The 15781-nt window shown below is 34.8% G+C and carries 17 protein-coding genes and 1 pseudogene; 5 read left to right on the top strand and 13 right to left on the bottom strand.

Translation table 11 applies throughout. The annotated features are described in order from the left end of the window. Positions 1-10: 10 nt before the first annotated feature. Positions 11-1453 carry a MocR-like pyridoxine biosynthesis transcription factor PdxR gene (gene pdxR, locus MHH45_RS00550; RefSeq protein WP_016115540.1) on the bottom strand — a complete coding sequence of 481 codons (1443 nt, stop codon included), beginning with the start codon at positions 1451-1453 and terminating at the stop codon, positions 11-13. Between the two features lie 347 nt (positions 1454-1800). On the opposite strand from pdxR, the gene MHH45_RS00545 reads away from it, so the two are divergent. After that, complete coding sequence (locus MHH45_RS00545) at positions 1801-1959, top strand: hypothetical protein (RefSeq protein ID WP_016115541.1); 159 nt, start codon at positions 1801-1803, stop codon at positions 1957-1959. 425 nt (positions 1960-2384) lie between these two features. On the opposite strand, the gene aiiA is transcribed toward MHH45_RS00545, so the two are convergent. From aiiA to MHH45_RS00520, 5 genes are all read right to left on the bottom strand, one after another. Beyond that, entirely contained in the window at positions 2385-3137 is a 753-nt protein-coding gene (gene aiiA, locus MHH45_RS00540) for a quorum-quenching N-acyl homoserine lactonase AiiA (protein WP_016115542.1), read from the bottom strand. Positions 3138-3227: 90 nt separating this feature from the next. Next, positions 3228-3980 (bottom strand): hypothetical protein, encoded by a 753-nt coding sequence (locus MHH45_RS00535; protein WP_016115543.1) that lies wholly within the window; start codon positions 3978-3980, stop codon positions 3228-3230. Between the two features lie 11 nt (positions 3981-3991). Continuing rightward, positions 3992-5089 (bottom strand): DUF58 domain-containing protein, encoded by a 1098-nt coding sequence (locus MHH45_RS00530; RefSeq protein WP_016131741.1) that lies wholly within the window; start codon positions 5087-5089, stop codon positions 3992-3994. Further along, positions 5086-6015, bottom strand: a complete 930-nt coding sequence (locus MHH45_RS00525; RefSeq protein ID WP_016131742.1) for an AAA family ATPase — start codon at positions 6013-6015, stop codon at positions 5086-5088. Before MHH45_RS00525 ends, MHH45_RS00530 begins: the two co-directional genes overlap by 4 nt. Positions 6016-6312: 297 nt before the next feature. Beyond that, positions 6313-6849 carry a hypothetical protein gene (locus MHH45_RS00520; protein ID WP_016131743.1) on the bottom strand — a complete coding sequence of 179 codons (537 nt, stop codon included), beginning with the start codon at positions 6847-6849 and terminating at the stop codon, positions 6313-6315. Between the two features lie 385 nt (positions 6850-7234). Here MHH45_RS00520 and MHH45_RS00515 point away from each other — a divergent pair, with 385 nt between their 5' ends. Further along, the gene (locus tag MHH45_RS00515; RefSeq protein ID WP_016131744.1) at positions 7235-7633 is read left to right on the top strand and encodes a DUF2871 family protein; all 399 of its coding nucleotides are present in this window, start codon (positions 7235-7237) and stop codon (positions 7631-7633) included. A gap of 270 nt (positions 7634-7903) precedes the next feature. On the opposite strand, the gene MHH45_RS00510 is transcribed toward MHH45_RS00515, so the two are convergent. The 3 genes from MHH45_RS00510 to MHH45_RS00500 all read right to left on the bottom strand — a co-directional run bounded on the left by MHH45_RS00510 (position 7904) and on the right by MHH45_RS00500 (position 9328). Continuing rightward, a complete protein-coding gene (locus tag MHH45_RS00510) occupies positions 7904-8164 on the bottom strand; it encodes a YuzF family protein (RefSeq protein ID WP_016115548.1) in 261 nt (86 codons plus the stop codon). 135 nt (positions 8165-8299) lie between these two features. Next, positions 8300-8962, bottom strand: a complete 663-nt coding sequence (bshB2, locus tag MHH45_RS00505; RefSeq protein WP_016115549.1) for a bacillithiol biosynthesis deacetylase BshB2 — start codon at positions 8960-8962, stop codon at positions 8300-8302. A 15-nt stretch (positions 8963-8977) separates the two neighbouring features. Continuing rightward, complete coding sequence (locus MHH45_RS00500; RefSeq protein WP_016115550.1) at positions 8978-9328, bottom strand: YojF family protein; 351 nt, start codon at positions 9326-9328, stop codon at positions 8978-8980. 249 nt (positions 9329-9577) lie between these two features. On the opposite strand from MHH45_RS00500, the gene MHH45_RS00495 reads away from it, so the two are divergent. Further along, positions 9578-10903 carry an ArsB/NhaD family transporter gene (locus MHH45_RS00495; protein ID WP_016115551.1) on the top strand — a complete coding sequence of 442 codons (1326 nt, stop codon included), beginning with the start codon at positions 9578-9580 and terminating at the stop codon, positions 10901-10903. Positions 10904-10939: 36 nt separating this feature from the next. Here the strand turns inward: MHH45_RS00495 and MHH45_RS00490 are convergent, their stop codons facing one another. The 3 genes and pseudogenes from MHH45_RS00490 to MHH45_RS00480 all read right to left on the bottom strand — a co-directional run. Further along, positions 10940-11167, bottom strand: a complete 228-nt coding sequence (locus tag MHH45_RS00490) for a hypothetical protein (protein WP_016115552.1) — start codon at positions 11165-11167, stop codon at positions 10940-10942. Positions 11168-11442: 275 nt separating this feature from the next. After that, on the bottom strand, positions 11443-12003 hold the full coding sequence (locus MHH45_RS00485; RefSeq protein WP_016115553.1) for a GNAT family N-acetyltransferase: 561 nt from the start codon (positions 12001-12003) through the stop codon (positions 11443-11445). A gap of 280 nt (positions 12004-12283) precedes the next feature. After that, positions 12284-12535 (bottom strand): annotated as a pseudogene (locus tag MHH45_RS00480) (hypothetical protein); the annotation flags it as partial. Positions 12536-12843: 308 nt separating this feature from the next. Between MHH45_RS00480 and MHH45_RS00475 the strand changes: the two are divergent. Beyond that, positions 12844-13623: a DUF817 domain-containing protein gene (locus MHH45_RS00475; RefSeq protein WP_016115556.1), complete on the top strand. Its 780-nt coding sequence runs from the start codon at positions 12844-12846 to the stop codon at positions 13621-13623. Between the two features lie 138 nt (positions 13624-13761). On the opposite strand, the gene MHH45_RS00470 is transcribed toward MHH45_RS00475, so the two are convergent. Further along, positions 13762-14661: a LysR family transcriptional regulator gene (locus MHH45_RS00470; protein WP_088094248.1), complete on the bottom strand. Its 900-nt coding sequence runs from the start codon at positions 14659-14661 to the stop codon at positions 13762-13764. A 137-nt stretch (positions 14662-14798) separates the two neighbouring features. On the opposite strand from MHH45_RS00470, the gene MHH45_RS00465 reads away from it, so the two are divergent. Next, the gene (locus MHH45_RS00465; protein WP_088094249.1) at positions 14799-15764 is read left to right on the top strand and encodes a quinone oxidoreductase family protein; all 966 of its coding nucleotides are present in this window, start codon (positions 14799-14801) and stop codon (positions 15762-15764) included. The last annotated feature ends 17 nt before the right edge of the window (positions 15765-15781 follow it).

Here is a 15781-nt window from a genome sequence, read left to right as displayed (position 1 = left end):
TTCCCAACTCCTAAATTTCATTATTTAAGGTATCACCAATTATTTTAATTCCATTGAGAATATCTTCTTCTTTTAAGCGAGAGAATCCTAATCGAAATGTATTACTTCCCCCTCCATCTGTGTAAAAGACATCTCCAGGAGAAAAAACAACTCCCTTTTGACAACATTTTTTCAAAAGTATACGTGCATTTATTCCTTTTTCTAACTCTATAAAAAGATGAAGTCCGCCATCTCCAGTCATTCTTTTAAATGGAATGTATTGATTACAAGAATGAAGGGCTAGTTCATATTTTTTCTTATAAATTGACTTGGCCTTTTTTAAATATTTTTCGAAATAGCCATCATGTAAATATTGATAAAGTACTGCCTGATCCAATGTGGACGTATGAATATTTCGTGCCCTTTTCATACTTTCCAAGTAGTGGATTAATTTCTTATCCGCTAAAATCCAACCAACACGTAAGCCCGGAAAAAGAACTTTTGAAAAACTGCTAATATAGACAACATTGTTCCCGGGTCCGGAAAAAGTCAATAACGGCGCTAAATGTGAACCTGAATAACGTAATTCCTCATTAAATCCATCCTCTACAATTGGAATTTGATATTTTGAAAAAAGTTTCATAATTTTAGACCTTTTTTCAGAGGAGGTGACAATCCCAGTAGGATTATGGTAGGACGGAATTAGATATGCAAAATCAAAATCTGTTTCGGACAAACTTTTCTCAACTTGACAAATATCGATACCATCATCCTTCATCTCAATCCCGTGGATTTCATATCCATGTAATCGAAAAAGCTTTAATGCAGTATGGTGGGTAGGGTTTTCACAAATAATACGCCCGGATTTTTTAGCTAAGGAAGACAATAAAATATCCAGGCCCTCAGTGAAGCCATTCGTAATGAGAATATCTTTGTTGGAAATGTCTACTCCTTTCATTTCCATATAGTGAAGAAGGTAATGAATTAGGGGTCTATAACCTTTAGCATATCCGTAGTTCAAAATGATATCTCCTTCATTGGATAACCTCGTCAAAAAAGCCCTTTTAAAATTTTCGACATCAAAAAGTTTTTCATCTGGAGCAATGCTATTGAATGAAATCATGCCCTTTTCCCAGCGAACACCGTGCTTCATTAAATCTAATTCATCAGCTTGCAAGGTAACTTCATTAAGCTTTTCTTTCCAGTTTAGTTCGATAGATGGTGTTTTGGATGCATCGACTTTCCCTACAAAATTTCCTTTTCCCTTTATTGCATAGATTAGGCCTTCTTGTTCTAAATCTGCGTAAGTAGTGAGAGCAGTCGTTCTGCTAATCGATAATAATTTGCTTAATTCTCGGGTAGATGGGAGCTTCTGATGCTCCAATAGTTGGCCTTTCATAATCATTTTTTTCAAATGATCCTTTAATTGGATATACACCGGACGATTGTCTACAAACTTAAAATCATTAAACAATTCCTCGCCCTCCTTACTATCATTTTTACATAATTATATCTATCTCAAAAGGTCCACCACATATGTATTTTCTTTAACTAGCGGTATGGTTTAAAACACCATTCATACAGCTTTTTTACAAACATCATGACTTTATTTTACATCTACACCTAGTTTTATTAACTTACAAAATTTAAAGTTATAGATAAAATTGGTTCTGTAATTCATGTTTTGTTTAAAATATTTGTTCTCTAAGAATATAATGCATTTTATTACTTCTAAGAAAAATATGTTACAGAATGTGTACCAGGTTTTATTAACCACTGCGCCTATGTATTCCGAAACGTAAAAAACAAGGAGGAGAACATATGAAATTTTACTACGATGGTTCTGGAAACAAAATCAAATTCCATTTTGAGATGAACAAGCCTAAACCTAAATCAGAAAAAAATACTGGTAAAGAAATTTTCAGTAGCGTTTATTTGATCGTGCAAATACTTTATATGTTGCAGCGTTTCTTTCAGTAATGATTAGCAGCTGGCTATCCTGGTCAACCTTTTTTACAAAAGTAAAAGAAATGTCTTGATTTTCTACTCTACAGACATTGAAAAATGCCACAAAGATATAAAAATAGGTAGAATCAGCGATTCCACCTTCTCAACAACTAAAGTAATTTACCTCTCTATTTATGGGCAGTAAGATTCCCACCCCAAAATTCAGCAAAAGCAAAGAATTTAAGTGGAGGATGCCCTCCACTGATTAAAGTTTCACTTTATTGATGTGCGATCACAACTACTTATTAATGACAAAAAACAGATCATTACACTAAACAGCATTATGATTCCCCTCATACCTTCCACCTTTTTTAGATTGTATTAGAATATCGTATCTCCATAAATCAATATAGAAAAAGGTGTAGTTATATTATTTTTATTTCTGTAAAATGAGTACATTATAAAAATTCAGGAAATGTTTTACACCTTTTCTCTTGTTCCATATCATGTCCAAAGAAAACAATAGGCTTTTCATCCAAAACAATTTCTTTTAATCGTTCGATAGATTGGGAGGCCATTTCTGAATTAAATCCTGCGAATGGGACACCTTGTTCAAAGTTTTCCTGTGTGTAAGCTGCATCAATTGTTAATAAAACAGAACCTGACTTTTCCGTTTTAACGAGGATTGATTGATGACCAGGAGAGTGCCCTGGCGTATAAAGCAATTGAACACCTGGTATTACTTCATAATCTCCCTCAATTATTTGATAGTTCAAATCTGGTAATATGCATTCCTTTAAATATTCTTCTCTATGTAAAGCAGCATCATATTCAGTTCGTTGTACAATAATGGGTGTATGGATGAAGCTCCCATTCCCCCCAGCATGGTCAAAATGCAAATGAGAGCTAATAACACAGAGAAGGTCTCCTGGCGCATAGCCCACTCGTTTTAAAATATTTACAATTCTATCATCCGGCTTCATTTCCGGAAGAATCTGCCCTTCAACGAACGTTCCCTTAAATAGATTTTCATTATCTACTGCGCTTTCTGGCATCCCTGTATCTATTAAAATTGGACCTTCTGTCGTTTCCAAAAGGTAGCACCATACCGGCAAATTCAAAAGTTTACCAGGAGTAAGCGTACTATTAACAGAAGAATGATCTAACATACAGCGGCCGGCTGGTAAAAAATAAAGTTTTTTAACGGTCATTCTCTATCCACCCTCTCATATCATTTTGGATGAAACAATACAGTAATACTTCCGCTAATAACAAACTTTCTCCTTCTATCTCTTTTTTCACTATAAATTTTTCTTTACATTTTCATTTATCCATCTCCGCATCATCTGTAATTCCTCATTTGAAGCAGTTCCTTCCCCATATCTTACTTTCTCATAAATTGGAATAATAGTATCGCTTTTGCGAATACGGGAAAACCATTGTTGAACCGTTTCTTGAAACCTTCTCTTTTCAAACTTCGGTAATGTCAATTCCCATTTGATTAGCATTGCTCTTACTTCTTCTATTGGAAGTATGAAACTATCTTGATCCTCTTGTTCTGCATTCCCCTCAACTTTTCGTATTTCTTTTTGTTTTAAAGATATATTATGAATCTGCTGCTTCTTATTCCGCATACGGCGAAAGATGAAAAATACGATTAACATCACTAAGAAAAGGATGCCAATTTGTATAAATATATTTCCAGTGCTAACTCCTAGAAACTCTTCGCCACCAATTGGCACCTTTCTATCTCGAGGAATTCCTTTGAAATCCCCTTTCTTATAATATCCATCTTTATTAAAATCTGGTGGATCTTCAATTTCATATAATACTCCTGAATCCTCCCCTGGTTCCATCGGCGTTCCTTCTTCTATAATTTTCGATTTTCTTGGTGTTAGAGGTTCACTACCCTCTCCTACCTTTGATTGAGAAGAATCTATTACCTGTTCCTTTGCGAAAAAAGCGCCTTTCGTTATTCCAATCGCTAATATAAAGCAAAGACCAATAGCTAGGAAACAAAATATAATACGTGATCCCCATTTCAATTTATTCACCGTTCCTCCCTTTACTTCACAATTTGTATCCACCCTTTTTGTTTTTCAGGTGGATATCCAATAATTAATGGGATACACCCTGCTTCTTGTCTTCTGAATCCTGTTTGATAAAAGAAATGCGCATTCAGCGGTGTATCTTTTTCCGTTAATGAGGACAACAAATCCATTGCTTTATAGAGTTGTTTTCGGTGCTTTCCTCCTTTTAAATGAATAACACCTTGTTCCCGTACGCCATTTATCCATAGTTCGAACGAGCAGTCTTGTGAGATTAACTCCCGGCATATACCAGCAGCGACTTGAATTAAATATTCCATATCCGTACGAAGCGTATATCCTGTTTTACCTAATAGATTTACATACAGCGCATACCGATCACCTTGTGTATATTCATACTTTTTTGCACTAATCACCCCAGTTTTCGCAGTTGCTCCCCAATGGATCGAGCGAAACGATTCCCCCTCATATTCTTTCACACCTACTATTTTCGTTTCATCATATAAAGGAGAAACAGCCGCTCTTCGAAATCCGTGTTTCCATGTTGTCATTTCTGGTATTGTTACTTTCGACATTTGCGGAAGAATATGAAATTCAGGGAGTTTCTTTTCTTCAATAGACAAGTAATAAGTCAGAAGACCAAATGGATCTGATATCATAAGTTCCGCAGCTTGCCAGCCTTGTTTTCCTCTTTCATTCGCATTTCCCTCTAACGTAATTGTGATCATATCTCTTCCTTCTATTTGGAGAGGAATTTGATAAGAGTGATGTGAACGCTGCATCTTCTGATCCGTTTCCCACTCTATTTGTTCATCAGACCGAAACTGAAGAGCTGCTTTAAAGATTGGAAAACGCGCTTCATTAATAATTTGCACGACACATTCTCCTCTTTCACTCATAAATAACCTCTTTTGATTTTGGGAAATATCCCATTGCACTTTCATAACTGCCTTCATATACAAATACAAAAATCCAACTAACAACAAATAAAACAAAAAGATAGCCACAATAAAAAATTGATTGGTAAACACGAAGAGTATAAGACAAAAAACGCCGATTCCCACTATAAAGAGCGGCTCTAACAACGGATGTTTCCTTTTTATAATCTCATTCATACGCTTTCCACTGGCACTGCAAGTTTTTCTAAAATCCCTTGCAGCACATCTACTTTAGTTGTTTTCATATCCCCTTCAATCGTTAACGTTAACCGATGTGCACAAACCGGGGATGCTAAAGCTTTCAAATCATCAGGAGTTACATAATCTCTTCCTTTTAATAAAGCTCTTGCTTGAGCCGCTCTCATAAAAGCTAAAGATCCACGCGGACTAACCCCAATTTCTACTAAATCATGATTTCGCGTCGCTTCTACAATATCAAGCAAGTATTCTTCCACTTCATCATGTATATGAATTTTTTTAGATTGTTCCTGTAACTCCAATATGTCTGCAAGAGATACAACACTTTCTAAGTGGTTAAATGGATTATTTTCTTTAAACCGTTTTAACATTTCTTTTTCATATGTACGATCTGGATAACCTTGCCGAATCGTTAATAAAAATCGATCTAACTGTGCATCTGGGAGCGCAAACGTTCCTGCCGACTCTAACGGATTCTGCGTTGCCAATACAATAAATGGGCTTGGTAATACATGTGTTACGCCCGCAATCGTTACCGTACGTTCTTCCATTACCTCTAGCAATGCTGATTGTGTCCGCGGAACCGCCCTGTTAATTTCATCTACTAAAACTAGATTTGCAAAAATAGGTCCCTTTCTCGTTTTAAAATCACTCTCTTTCATATCAAAATACTCTAATCCTACTACATCACCAGGCAATGTATCAGACGTAAACTGAATACGTTGAAAGGCTCCATCAATACTTTTAGCAAGTGTTTTAGCTAATGTTGTTTTACCCGTTCCTGGTACATCTTCTAATAAAACATGCCCGTTTGCGACTAGCGCGATCATCGCTAAGTCAATTACTTCTTCCTTGCCTACAATGACTTTCGAAACATTTTCTTTAATTTTCTCTAATATAGACATATTTCTTATCCACCTTTTATTATTTGATTTTTCTGATATTTTAACACAACAAACGTTTTCTATAAACTGGAAAATGTGAGTTTTCTTCAAAATCTCTGCAACATGAACTCTACCGAGTGAATAGTGAGTGTCATGAATATAACCAAAGAAGCAAAGGGCTAAAACTTCTCAATGGTATAAAAATACTACATCTATTTACAACACGATAACTTGCTATCATATAAAATTATACAAATTAGAAATAAATAGTATAGACAACTCACTAAACAAGAAAAGATGTCTAAATTAGACATCTTTTCATTTAGATACTAGATTATCAAGTTTCCAATGGATATCTCCAAATGGATCAAGCTTACTATCCATATATAGATACATATTATTGAAATCTTTTGGTGGATTTTCCGTCTTAAATGAAGCGTCAAAAGTTAAAGAGTAGCCAGCTGGAACACTTTTGAATTTCTCTTCGTACATAGGCATAACTTGACCTTCATATTTTTTTCCCGTCTTTTCATCTTTAACAAAATACTTTATTTCTGAAAGATCAATTGCCTTTTCATCGGCCCGAGCGTTATTGATCGTAACACGAGCTACAATGCGCCCTATTCCATCTACTTTTTCATATTTTGCATTTTCAACTGTTGCTCTGTAGTATCCACCTTTTGCAATTTCTCCATATAGTAGTGCACTCTGTTCCATTCTTTTTTCTTCAGACATTTCTTCTGATTTCTTTGATTGAGTAGTCACTTCTTGCTTTGTTGTAGTTTCCTCACTACAAGCTGCCATTAAGCTTGTAAGCAAAAATGCTGTACATGTTACTTTTATTAAAGATTTCATAGAATTATCCTTCCCTATCCAAAAAATTAAAGCACAGGAATAATTTTACTCCAAAAGATAGATAGAAAGGAAGACTTTCTAGGAAGTTTGTTTTTATTCTTAGAATTATTATGTTATATCAACTTCATATGAATAGAATGTTCATTGTTATTCCTTCAATTAACCCATTAAATCTGATTCTTACACTCCCTCTTTGTTCACACAAATTTCAATTATTTCATATAATCGAATACCCTATAATTATGATAAAATAATTTTAAACCTGTTATATCATGACTCCTGGAAAACTAGGAATCTTTGTTATGTAACTACCATGATTTGAAAATACAATAGGAATTTACGAATCAAAAACCAACATTACAGATTCTACATCAGGAGGTATAAGATGAAAAAATTATATTATGCATCGTTCACATATTTAATTATCGGTTTATTATCAGGTGTATTCGCTAGGGAATATGCAAAATCAAAGGGCATTCTAGGCTCTACTCTGTTAAATCTTTTACACACACATACACTCGTACTTGGATTTTTATTCTTTTTAATTGCCTTAGCGCTAGCAAAAGCATTTTCATTCCATAAAATGAAGGGTTTTAATATGTGGTTCATCATCCATAATATTGGATTAATTTTAACACTTTCTTCACTGGCAACTCGAGGACTTCTGCAACTAAATGGAGATGATTTCAAAGGATTAACCTATATCATCGGAATCTCTCACTCTATCATTGGTCTTAGCCTTGTTTGGTTTATGATTCTATTAAAAAAATCATTCAAAATGTAGGGTGTAATAAACAGCAACAACAGCAACAATTCGAAACAAAATGTTGTTATTCTACTCCCTATTGTTAAAAAAATGAGTCTGATGCCTTTTGGCATCAGACTCATTTTTTTAAACTTGATGGCTATGTTTTAAAACTTCCTCTTCATTGAAATTTAGGCTTTCTCAATTACTCTTGATTTGTATTTCTCTCCCCATTTTGTATATAAAAAACCTACTAATTAGCATAGTAGGTTCTTAGCTTCACTCTCGTAATTCATCTACAAACCACTTTTATTTTTCAGGTGCAAACCACACAATTTGCTGCACTCGAACAAACATAGGTATTTCTGTTTCCTCTAATACAATATGATCTGGTTTTACACTTCGCAATGTACCACTTACACTCCCTCGAATTGTTTCAACCACAATTCTTTTTCCAACTATAGATTGCAATGTTTGTACAACGTATGGATCGACTAATGCAACCACTTCACCACTTATCTCATAACCATCTCGAAAATAACCGAACACATCTTCATATGAATAGTACATATAGGCCTCCTCTTTTCAAGATTTGCTGTAGTGTATGTGCTATTCAAGTAAGAAGTGCCTATCTAACAGAAAAAGCGATGCCACAATGTGACATCGCTTTTGTATGTAAGGAAGACTAGAAGAAAATCTTCTAACCTACTCCCATTTATAAGTCCAAAATTGTTCAAGTTGTAACCATTTTAATGTTGCAGCATCTTTGTTTTGCAACTTCACTTCTGTTTCTTCAAGCATTGCTTCCGTTTGAGAACGATGCGCACGTAAAGCTGCTAACTTTTGATCAAACGCTTCACTAATGTTATTCACCACATCTGGTTCCCCTAATACTTCTTCACGATTTTTTGTAATCGCAACTGCATGAATGACCGGGCGTGTTTCTTTTGGCATACGTGATACTGCACGAACTGTAGCACGACCAAATGCATCATGGTCTGGATGAACTCCGTGTTCTGGATAGAATGTAATAATTCGTGATGGCTGTACATCGCGAATCACTGTTTCAATTTTATCTGCTACAAAATCTACATCTTCAAATTCTAATGTTTTATCGTGGAAACCAAGCATTCTTAAATCTTCAATGCCCATTGCTTCGCACGCATCTTTTAATTCCTTTTCACGGATATTTGGAATCGTTTCGCGATTAGCAAAAACGTTCTTACCCATATTGCGTCCCATTTGTCCAAGCGTTCCGCACGCATAAGTTACAGGTACTCCTTGCTTTCTTAATAAACTAATTGTTCCTCCCGCCGCAAATGATTCATCATCTGGATGCGGGAATACAACAAGCACATGTCTTTCCATACTTTCCCCTCCTTTTTATTTAAATGGTGTTAAGCTTAACTCAAGTGCTACAGCTAAGCGCCCTTTATTATCATGTCCCGCTAGTAACAGACGATTTTGCTCGTCTACTTCCCAATGCGTAATACCTTCAGCATATACCCAGCCGTGATCCATTTTGAGACCAACTCGGTATGGATTTGTTCCTGTTATTTTCCCACGTTCAAAACGAATAATCGCATTTCGAATGAACGCTCCGACTGTCATCATTTTTTCATTAAAATGTGAAGCGTATGCTCCATTTGTCGTTTCTAAATGAATATATACATCTTTATTTACAAAACGTTCGATTTCATGTTGAATAACAGCACTATCTTTTACTATTTCCATCGGATTTCACCTCTTTAAACCATTCTACGCAAAAATAATGTAAATTGCTATCTCTATATTAGAGGACAAAGTTCACTTTGCATAATAATTTGCATTTTGTTTTTTTATTTTTAGCATTGTATATGAAATTTTACTATTCCCTCACTATCCGTAAATAGTTTTCTTTCTTTTTTGAATTTGCTACAATAGAGTTTATGCGGAGGGATATATTTCGACAATTTAATACATATTTTTAAAGAAGGTGACATGTTGGAACATTCAGCACATGAAGTAGCAAATTGGCAATATTATTTTGCAATCGCCGTATTTTTAGTGACATACGGATTTATTATTTCCGAGAAATTGAACCGTGCTGTGATTGCACTGTTCGGTGCTGCCATTATGATTATTTTTGGTATTGTAGACTTACATACTGCCTTTACATCGCATATCCAATGGGAAACCATTACCCTTTTAATTGGAATGATGATTCTCGTACATATTACGAGTCAATCTGGTGTATTTGAATATGTAGCCATTAAAGCAGCAAAAGCAGCCGGCGGAAAGCCCATTCGAATTTTATTATTTTTATCCCTATTAACCGCAGTCGGCTCTGCATTTTTAGATAATGTAACAACCGTATTATTAATCGTTCCTGTTACACTATCGATCACGCGTATTTTAAAGGTGCAACCTGTTCCTTATTTGATTTCTGAAGTATTATTTTCAAATATTGGTGGTACCGCAACACTAATTGGTGATCCTCCAAACATAATGATCGGATCCGCCAATAAGCACTTAGACTTTAATGCCTTTTTACTCAATTTAACACCCATTGTACTTATTATTTCCATTGTTACATTAGGCATTATTTATCTGATGTACCGGAAAAAATTAAAAACAACATCTGAACAAATTGCTAAGCTTATGGCACTAAATGAAAAAGACTATATTCGTGATCGAAGCTTACTCCTAAAATCCCTTTCCATTTTAGGTTTGACAATTCTCGGCTTTGTTCTTCACTCAATTATTCATGTAGATGCGGCAGTTATCGCGATGACCGGTGCAACACTCCTCATGCTAATTGGCGTGAAACAACATGAATTAGAAGATGTCTTTGCTCATGTAGAATGGGTAACGATTTTCTTCTTCGCTGGATTGTTTATTCTTGTTGGCGGATTAATTGATATCGGTCTGATTTCATCACTTGCTAAAGAAGTTCTCGATGTAACAAATGGTGATATCGGTTTTGCAGCGATTCTTATCTTATGGGTATCAGGCGTGGCATCAGCTACTATTGATAATATTCCATTTGTCGCAACGATGATTCCGCTTATTCAAGATTTAGCTTCAGGACTTGGGCTTTCTGTTGATTCTCCTCAAATTGAAGTACTATGGTGGGCATTATCACTTGGTGCTTGCTTAGGAGGAAACGGAACGTTAATCGGAGCATCAGCAAACGTAGTTGTTGCGGGTATTGCTAACCGCGAAGGACACGGATTTTCTTACCTTGATTTCTTGAAAATTGGCTTGCCCTTAACAATCATTGCATTATTATTATCACATGTTTATATATATTTACGTTATTTAATGTAAAAAGGTTTGCAGCAATATGCTGCAAACCTTTTTTTACTAAAAAAATATTCCAATAATCGCAAGTGCCCCCAAAATAATGCCACCAATTTGTCCAACGATTGTTGGTGACAATTGAACCCCTTTTTTAACTTCAACAACTGGTTTTTCATGTCTAAGCTGTTGAACCTCACTTTGTAGTTGATGCACACTTCCATGTAATTCTTTTACAAGTTCTTTTAACTCGGCTATCTCGTCATTTACTGGTTTTGTTTTTTCTAAATTCATCTGACACGACTCCTTATTTCAATCCATATGCTGTAAAATTTCGACAACAATTATTCTTTATCCTGCAAAATATATGCATGTTATTGAATATATTTATAGCAGAGTTTTCACTCTTAACGAGTCTCTATGTGTTAATTTTACAAATAACCTTATGGTGATAGCCGATACAATTCCATAAAAAGAAATCTAACATGCTATATAGCTACTAGATCTCCCTTTTGTTTTTCTTTATATTTCACATGAATGGGCAGTTCACTTTATTATGTCTATTCAAATTATTTTTGCGTTGTTATCCATTCATTTCGCAATATCCCCATTATGATGCGATCAAAGCTCTTCCCATCTCGCTGAACAGCTTCTCTCATACATCCCTCCACCTTAAATCCAACCTTTTTATATACTTCAATTGCCGATTTATTATATGAAATAACATCGAGACCTACACGATGTAAGTTTAATTCGTAAAAAGCATATTTCAGAATAAGGCGTAATCCTTCCGTACCATATCCCTTACCTCTATAATTTTTATCACCTATACCAATTGCTAGCAAGCCAGCTCTATTATTCCACTCTATGCTATGAAGTGCCACAAAGCCAATTAAACTATCACCTTGAATCGTTCTTAGCATAAAAGAAACACTATTTGACTTTCTCCCTATTAATAGCTCATTTTCCTTTATTTCATGTGAAGATTGTGGAATCGCTATATCCGTATCTACATTTCTTAAATATTCACTGTCCTCTTGCCAAATGGCCATTTGTTCAACATCTTCAGCTCTAATTGCTGATAACTTAATATTTTCGCCTAAAAAAAGATTATTCAATTTCGTGTTCATTTCAAAAATCCCCCTTTTCAATTATGGGGATAGCTCTGTAGTTTATCAGGACTATCTATCCCTTGTTCCATAGTCTTCAGTAATGATGGGATATTTACAATAAGCGATAACATTGGCACAGCTCCTTTTCATATGATTACATTCATTATAGAATCTTCTATTTATTCAAACAATATTTATTTTAAATCCCTTTTTATACTACTAATAAGAAAAGACTCTCCAAATTGAAGAGTCTTTTCTTAAATACCTACATCTATAGGAACACTTTTCTTAAAATTCGTTATTTCGTAAACATTTTTTCTGCTTCATCCATTGCCATTTTATTTCCTAAAGCAGAATAATCAAGCCACGGTTGGTCATGAATAATATATACATGCTTCCCTTTAACTGCTTTTAAATCTTTCCAAATTGATGTGTCTTGTAATTGTTTAAAAGCTTCTTTCGCTTTATCATCTCTATTTACAACAACGAAGATTGCATCTGCATCAAAATCAGGTAATACTTCTTGTGAAATGATTTCGAAAGAACGATTTTTAACAGCATGTGCTGCAGAACTATGTAACATGTTTCATTTCATCCTCTATATTCAATTGTTTTTTAGAATCACTTCTAATTTATAATCATAATTATAATTGATAATAATTATCATTTTTATTTAGTATTATAGCTTTACTTTTTTGAAATGGCAATCTAATTTTTCAGAATGAAACTTAAAAGTGAGCACATATATTTATCTGAATCTACAACATTATAAGAGTTTTCCTTTTTATGAAAATTATAGTATAGTGATTTATTATCAAAATTCCATATAAAACATGCCGTCATACGAAAGGAGAAACTATGTTTTATCTCAAGCAACTTCTCTTCTTTACTTACCAACAAGCTTTATCTTGTATTTTCCCTGTCGTTATTTTTATAACACTCGCTCTTTCAAAATTCATCTCGATTCCAGGACTTTATCGTTATGATTTTATCCTTATCGTATGCCTTCTTATGCAATACATCATGTACAAAACAGGTATGGAAACAAAAGATGAACTGAAAGTAATTGCTGTTTTTCATCTTATCGGACTCCTACTAGAAATCTATAAAGTTCATTTTGGTTCATGGAGCTATCCTGAAGAAGCATATTTTAAAATTTTTGATGTCCCGCTTTATAGTGGGTTTATGTATGCAAGTGTGGCTAGTTATATATGCCAAGCATGGAGAAGATTGCATTTACAAATGCATAGATGGCCTAAGGCAATATGGACTATACCACTAGGAGCCATGATTTATTTTAATTTTTTTACACACCATTTTCTATATGACTTTCGCTGGGCTTTAACTGCTCTTTTATTTATTGTCTTCTTTCGTACGTTTGTTCAATTTTCTTTGCAAGAAGTTACATATAAAATGCCGCTCATACTCTCGTTTTTCCTCATCGGATTTTTCATTTGGATTGCTGAAAACATCGCTACTTTCTTTGGAGCGTGGCAATATCCAAATCAGCGAGAAACATGGAGCCTTGTTCATATCGGAAAAATTAGTTCATGGTTTTTACTCGTTGTAATAAGTATTATGATTGTGGCACAGCTTAAAATTTTTAAAGATAACAAAAACAAGCCAACTTCCATATAAAAAGTTGGCTTGTTACGTTTTACTTTCCTATAGAAAAATGCTAATTATTCATACCAAAGCGTCTCAGCATAATTACAGGCTTATATCGTGTCCTTTTATTCCACAGTCTTCAGCAAATATTTCTCCATTCAATAAACTTTACTTACCTACTTGAACAAATGACGCTTTTGTTACATCTATAAATTGCTGTAATGGTGCTGTAATCCACTTATCTTTATGCCAAGCAATCTGTGTAAAGATAGGATCAATCGTATTCTCCATAGTCAACTCTCCGATTGTTCCTTCTTGTATCTCTTTTTCTACTACCATCGCTGGTAAAATCGCTATACCCAGTCCTGCAATGACACATTGTTTAATTGCTTCCACACTAACAAACTCGATTTTATTTACAGGATATACACCTTCTGCACGAAATAACTCTTCAAATATAGTTCGATATGAACAGCCAAGTTCTGTTAATAAAAGCGTTTCACTTTCTAAATCCTTTGTAGAAATTATAGGATTCTTAAGTAAAGGATGGTTAGGACAAACAACTATTTTTAATTCTTCTTGAATCAAGGACTCTACATGTAAAACATCTTCTATTTTACACGTATCTAAAATAAAGGCTAAATCTAACTTCCCTTCCATCAGTTGCTCTTTTACAGCTTCATTTGAATGAGCAGGTTTGAATATAAGTCTTATTTGCGGGAATTTTGTCTTAAATTCCTTTAAAATTGAAGGAAGCCTATATGTACATTGACTTTCTTGCGCGCCAATCACTAGTGTACCAGATGATTTTTCCTGATCTTGTACAACCATTTTCGCTTCATAACTTAACGCTATCATCTTATTCGCATATAGTTGAAACTTCCGTCCTGCTTCAGTCAAGAAAAGGCGTTTTCCTAATCGTTCGAACAATGCTGTTCCTAGCTCCGCTTCCAATGCTTTTATTTGCGCCGTCACACTTGATTGAGCAAAATTCAATATTTTCGCAGTCTGCGTAAAATTCAAATTTTCCGCTGCTGTTTTAAATGTGATTAATTGTTTTATCTCCAAGACACTTCCCTCCCTCTAATCGATATTTTCGATTGATTCTATCTAAATAATCTCCTTTTCCTATTGATATATGTATTGTATGATAAGAACCATTAACAAACAATATTGACACATGCTACAAATTGGAGGTATTTCATATGAAAGCACTTTGTTTCGACGAATTCGGAAATGCTGATGTATTAAAATATCGAGAAGTTTCAGACCCAACTATAAAACCGAATGAAATTCTTGTCCGCACAAAAGCGATTGGCTTAAATTTTGCTGATATATATAGACGAAGAGGTGACTATCATCTTGCCGGTAAACCACCTTATATACTAGGATATGAAGGTTCAGGAATTGTAGAGCAAATTGGTGCTGAAGTTACCGATGTTACTATCGGAGACCGCATTGCATTTGCTGATGTACCATTCGCAAATGCAGAGTTAGTAGCTGTTCCAAAAGAAAAAGCGATTCCACTCCCAAACTCTATTTCCTTTGAGACAGCGTCTTCCGTTTTATTACAAGGGTTAACAGCGCATTACTTAACACAAGACAGCTATAAAGTAAAAGCTAGTGATTTTGTTTTAGTTCACGCGGCTGCTGGAGGAGTTGGTCAACTTCTCATTCAAATGATAAAAATGAGAGATGCGCAAGTAATTGGCCTTACTTCATCTAAAGAAAAAGCAGAAGCAGCCTATTCAGCTGGAGCGGACCGTGTATTTTTATATTCAGAATCATGGCATGAAGAAATACTACAAGTCACAAAAGGACATGGTGTAGATGTTGTATACGAATCAATAGGTTCTACATTAGAAGAAAGCTTTAAAGCCACAAAAATCGGTGGTACCGTCGTATTTTACGGAATGGCCGGTGGTGATCCTGCTCCTGTTGATCCGCGAATGCTGATGGATACTTCAAAAACTTTAACTGGCGGAGATCTTTGGAACGTACTCACAACGTATGAAGAACGCAAAAACCGTTCAAGCCAACTATTTGCTTGGATTACTGCTGGAAAATTAAATATCCAAACTCCAACAGCTTTCGCTTTAGAAAACGGTGCTGAAGCACATCGATTATTGGAGAGTCGAAAAAGTACTGGGAAAATTTTATTGATACCATGATAATTCCCACTTAAAAA

It is taken from the genome of Bacillus sp. FSL K6-0042, from assembly GCF_038006685.1.
In the GTDB taxonomy this organism is placed as follows: Bacteria; Bacillota; Bacilli; order Bacillales; family Bacillaceae_G; genus Bacillus_A; species Bacillus_A pseudomycoides.
Note: the sequence above shows the minus strand (reverse complement) of the source record. Positions and strands in the feature narration are given on the sequence as shown.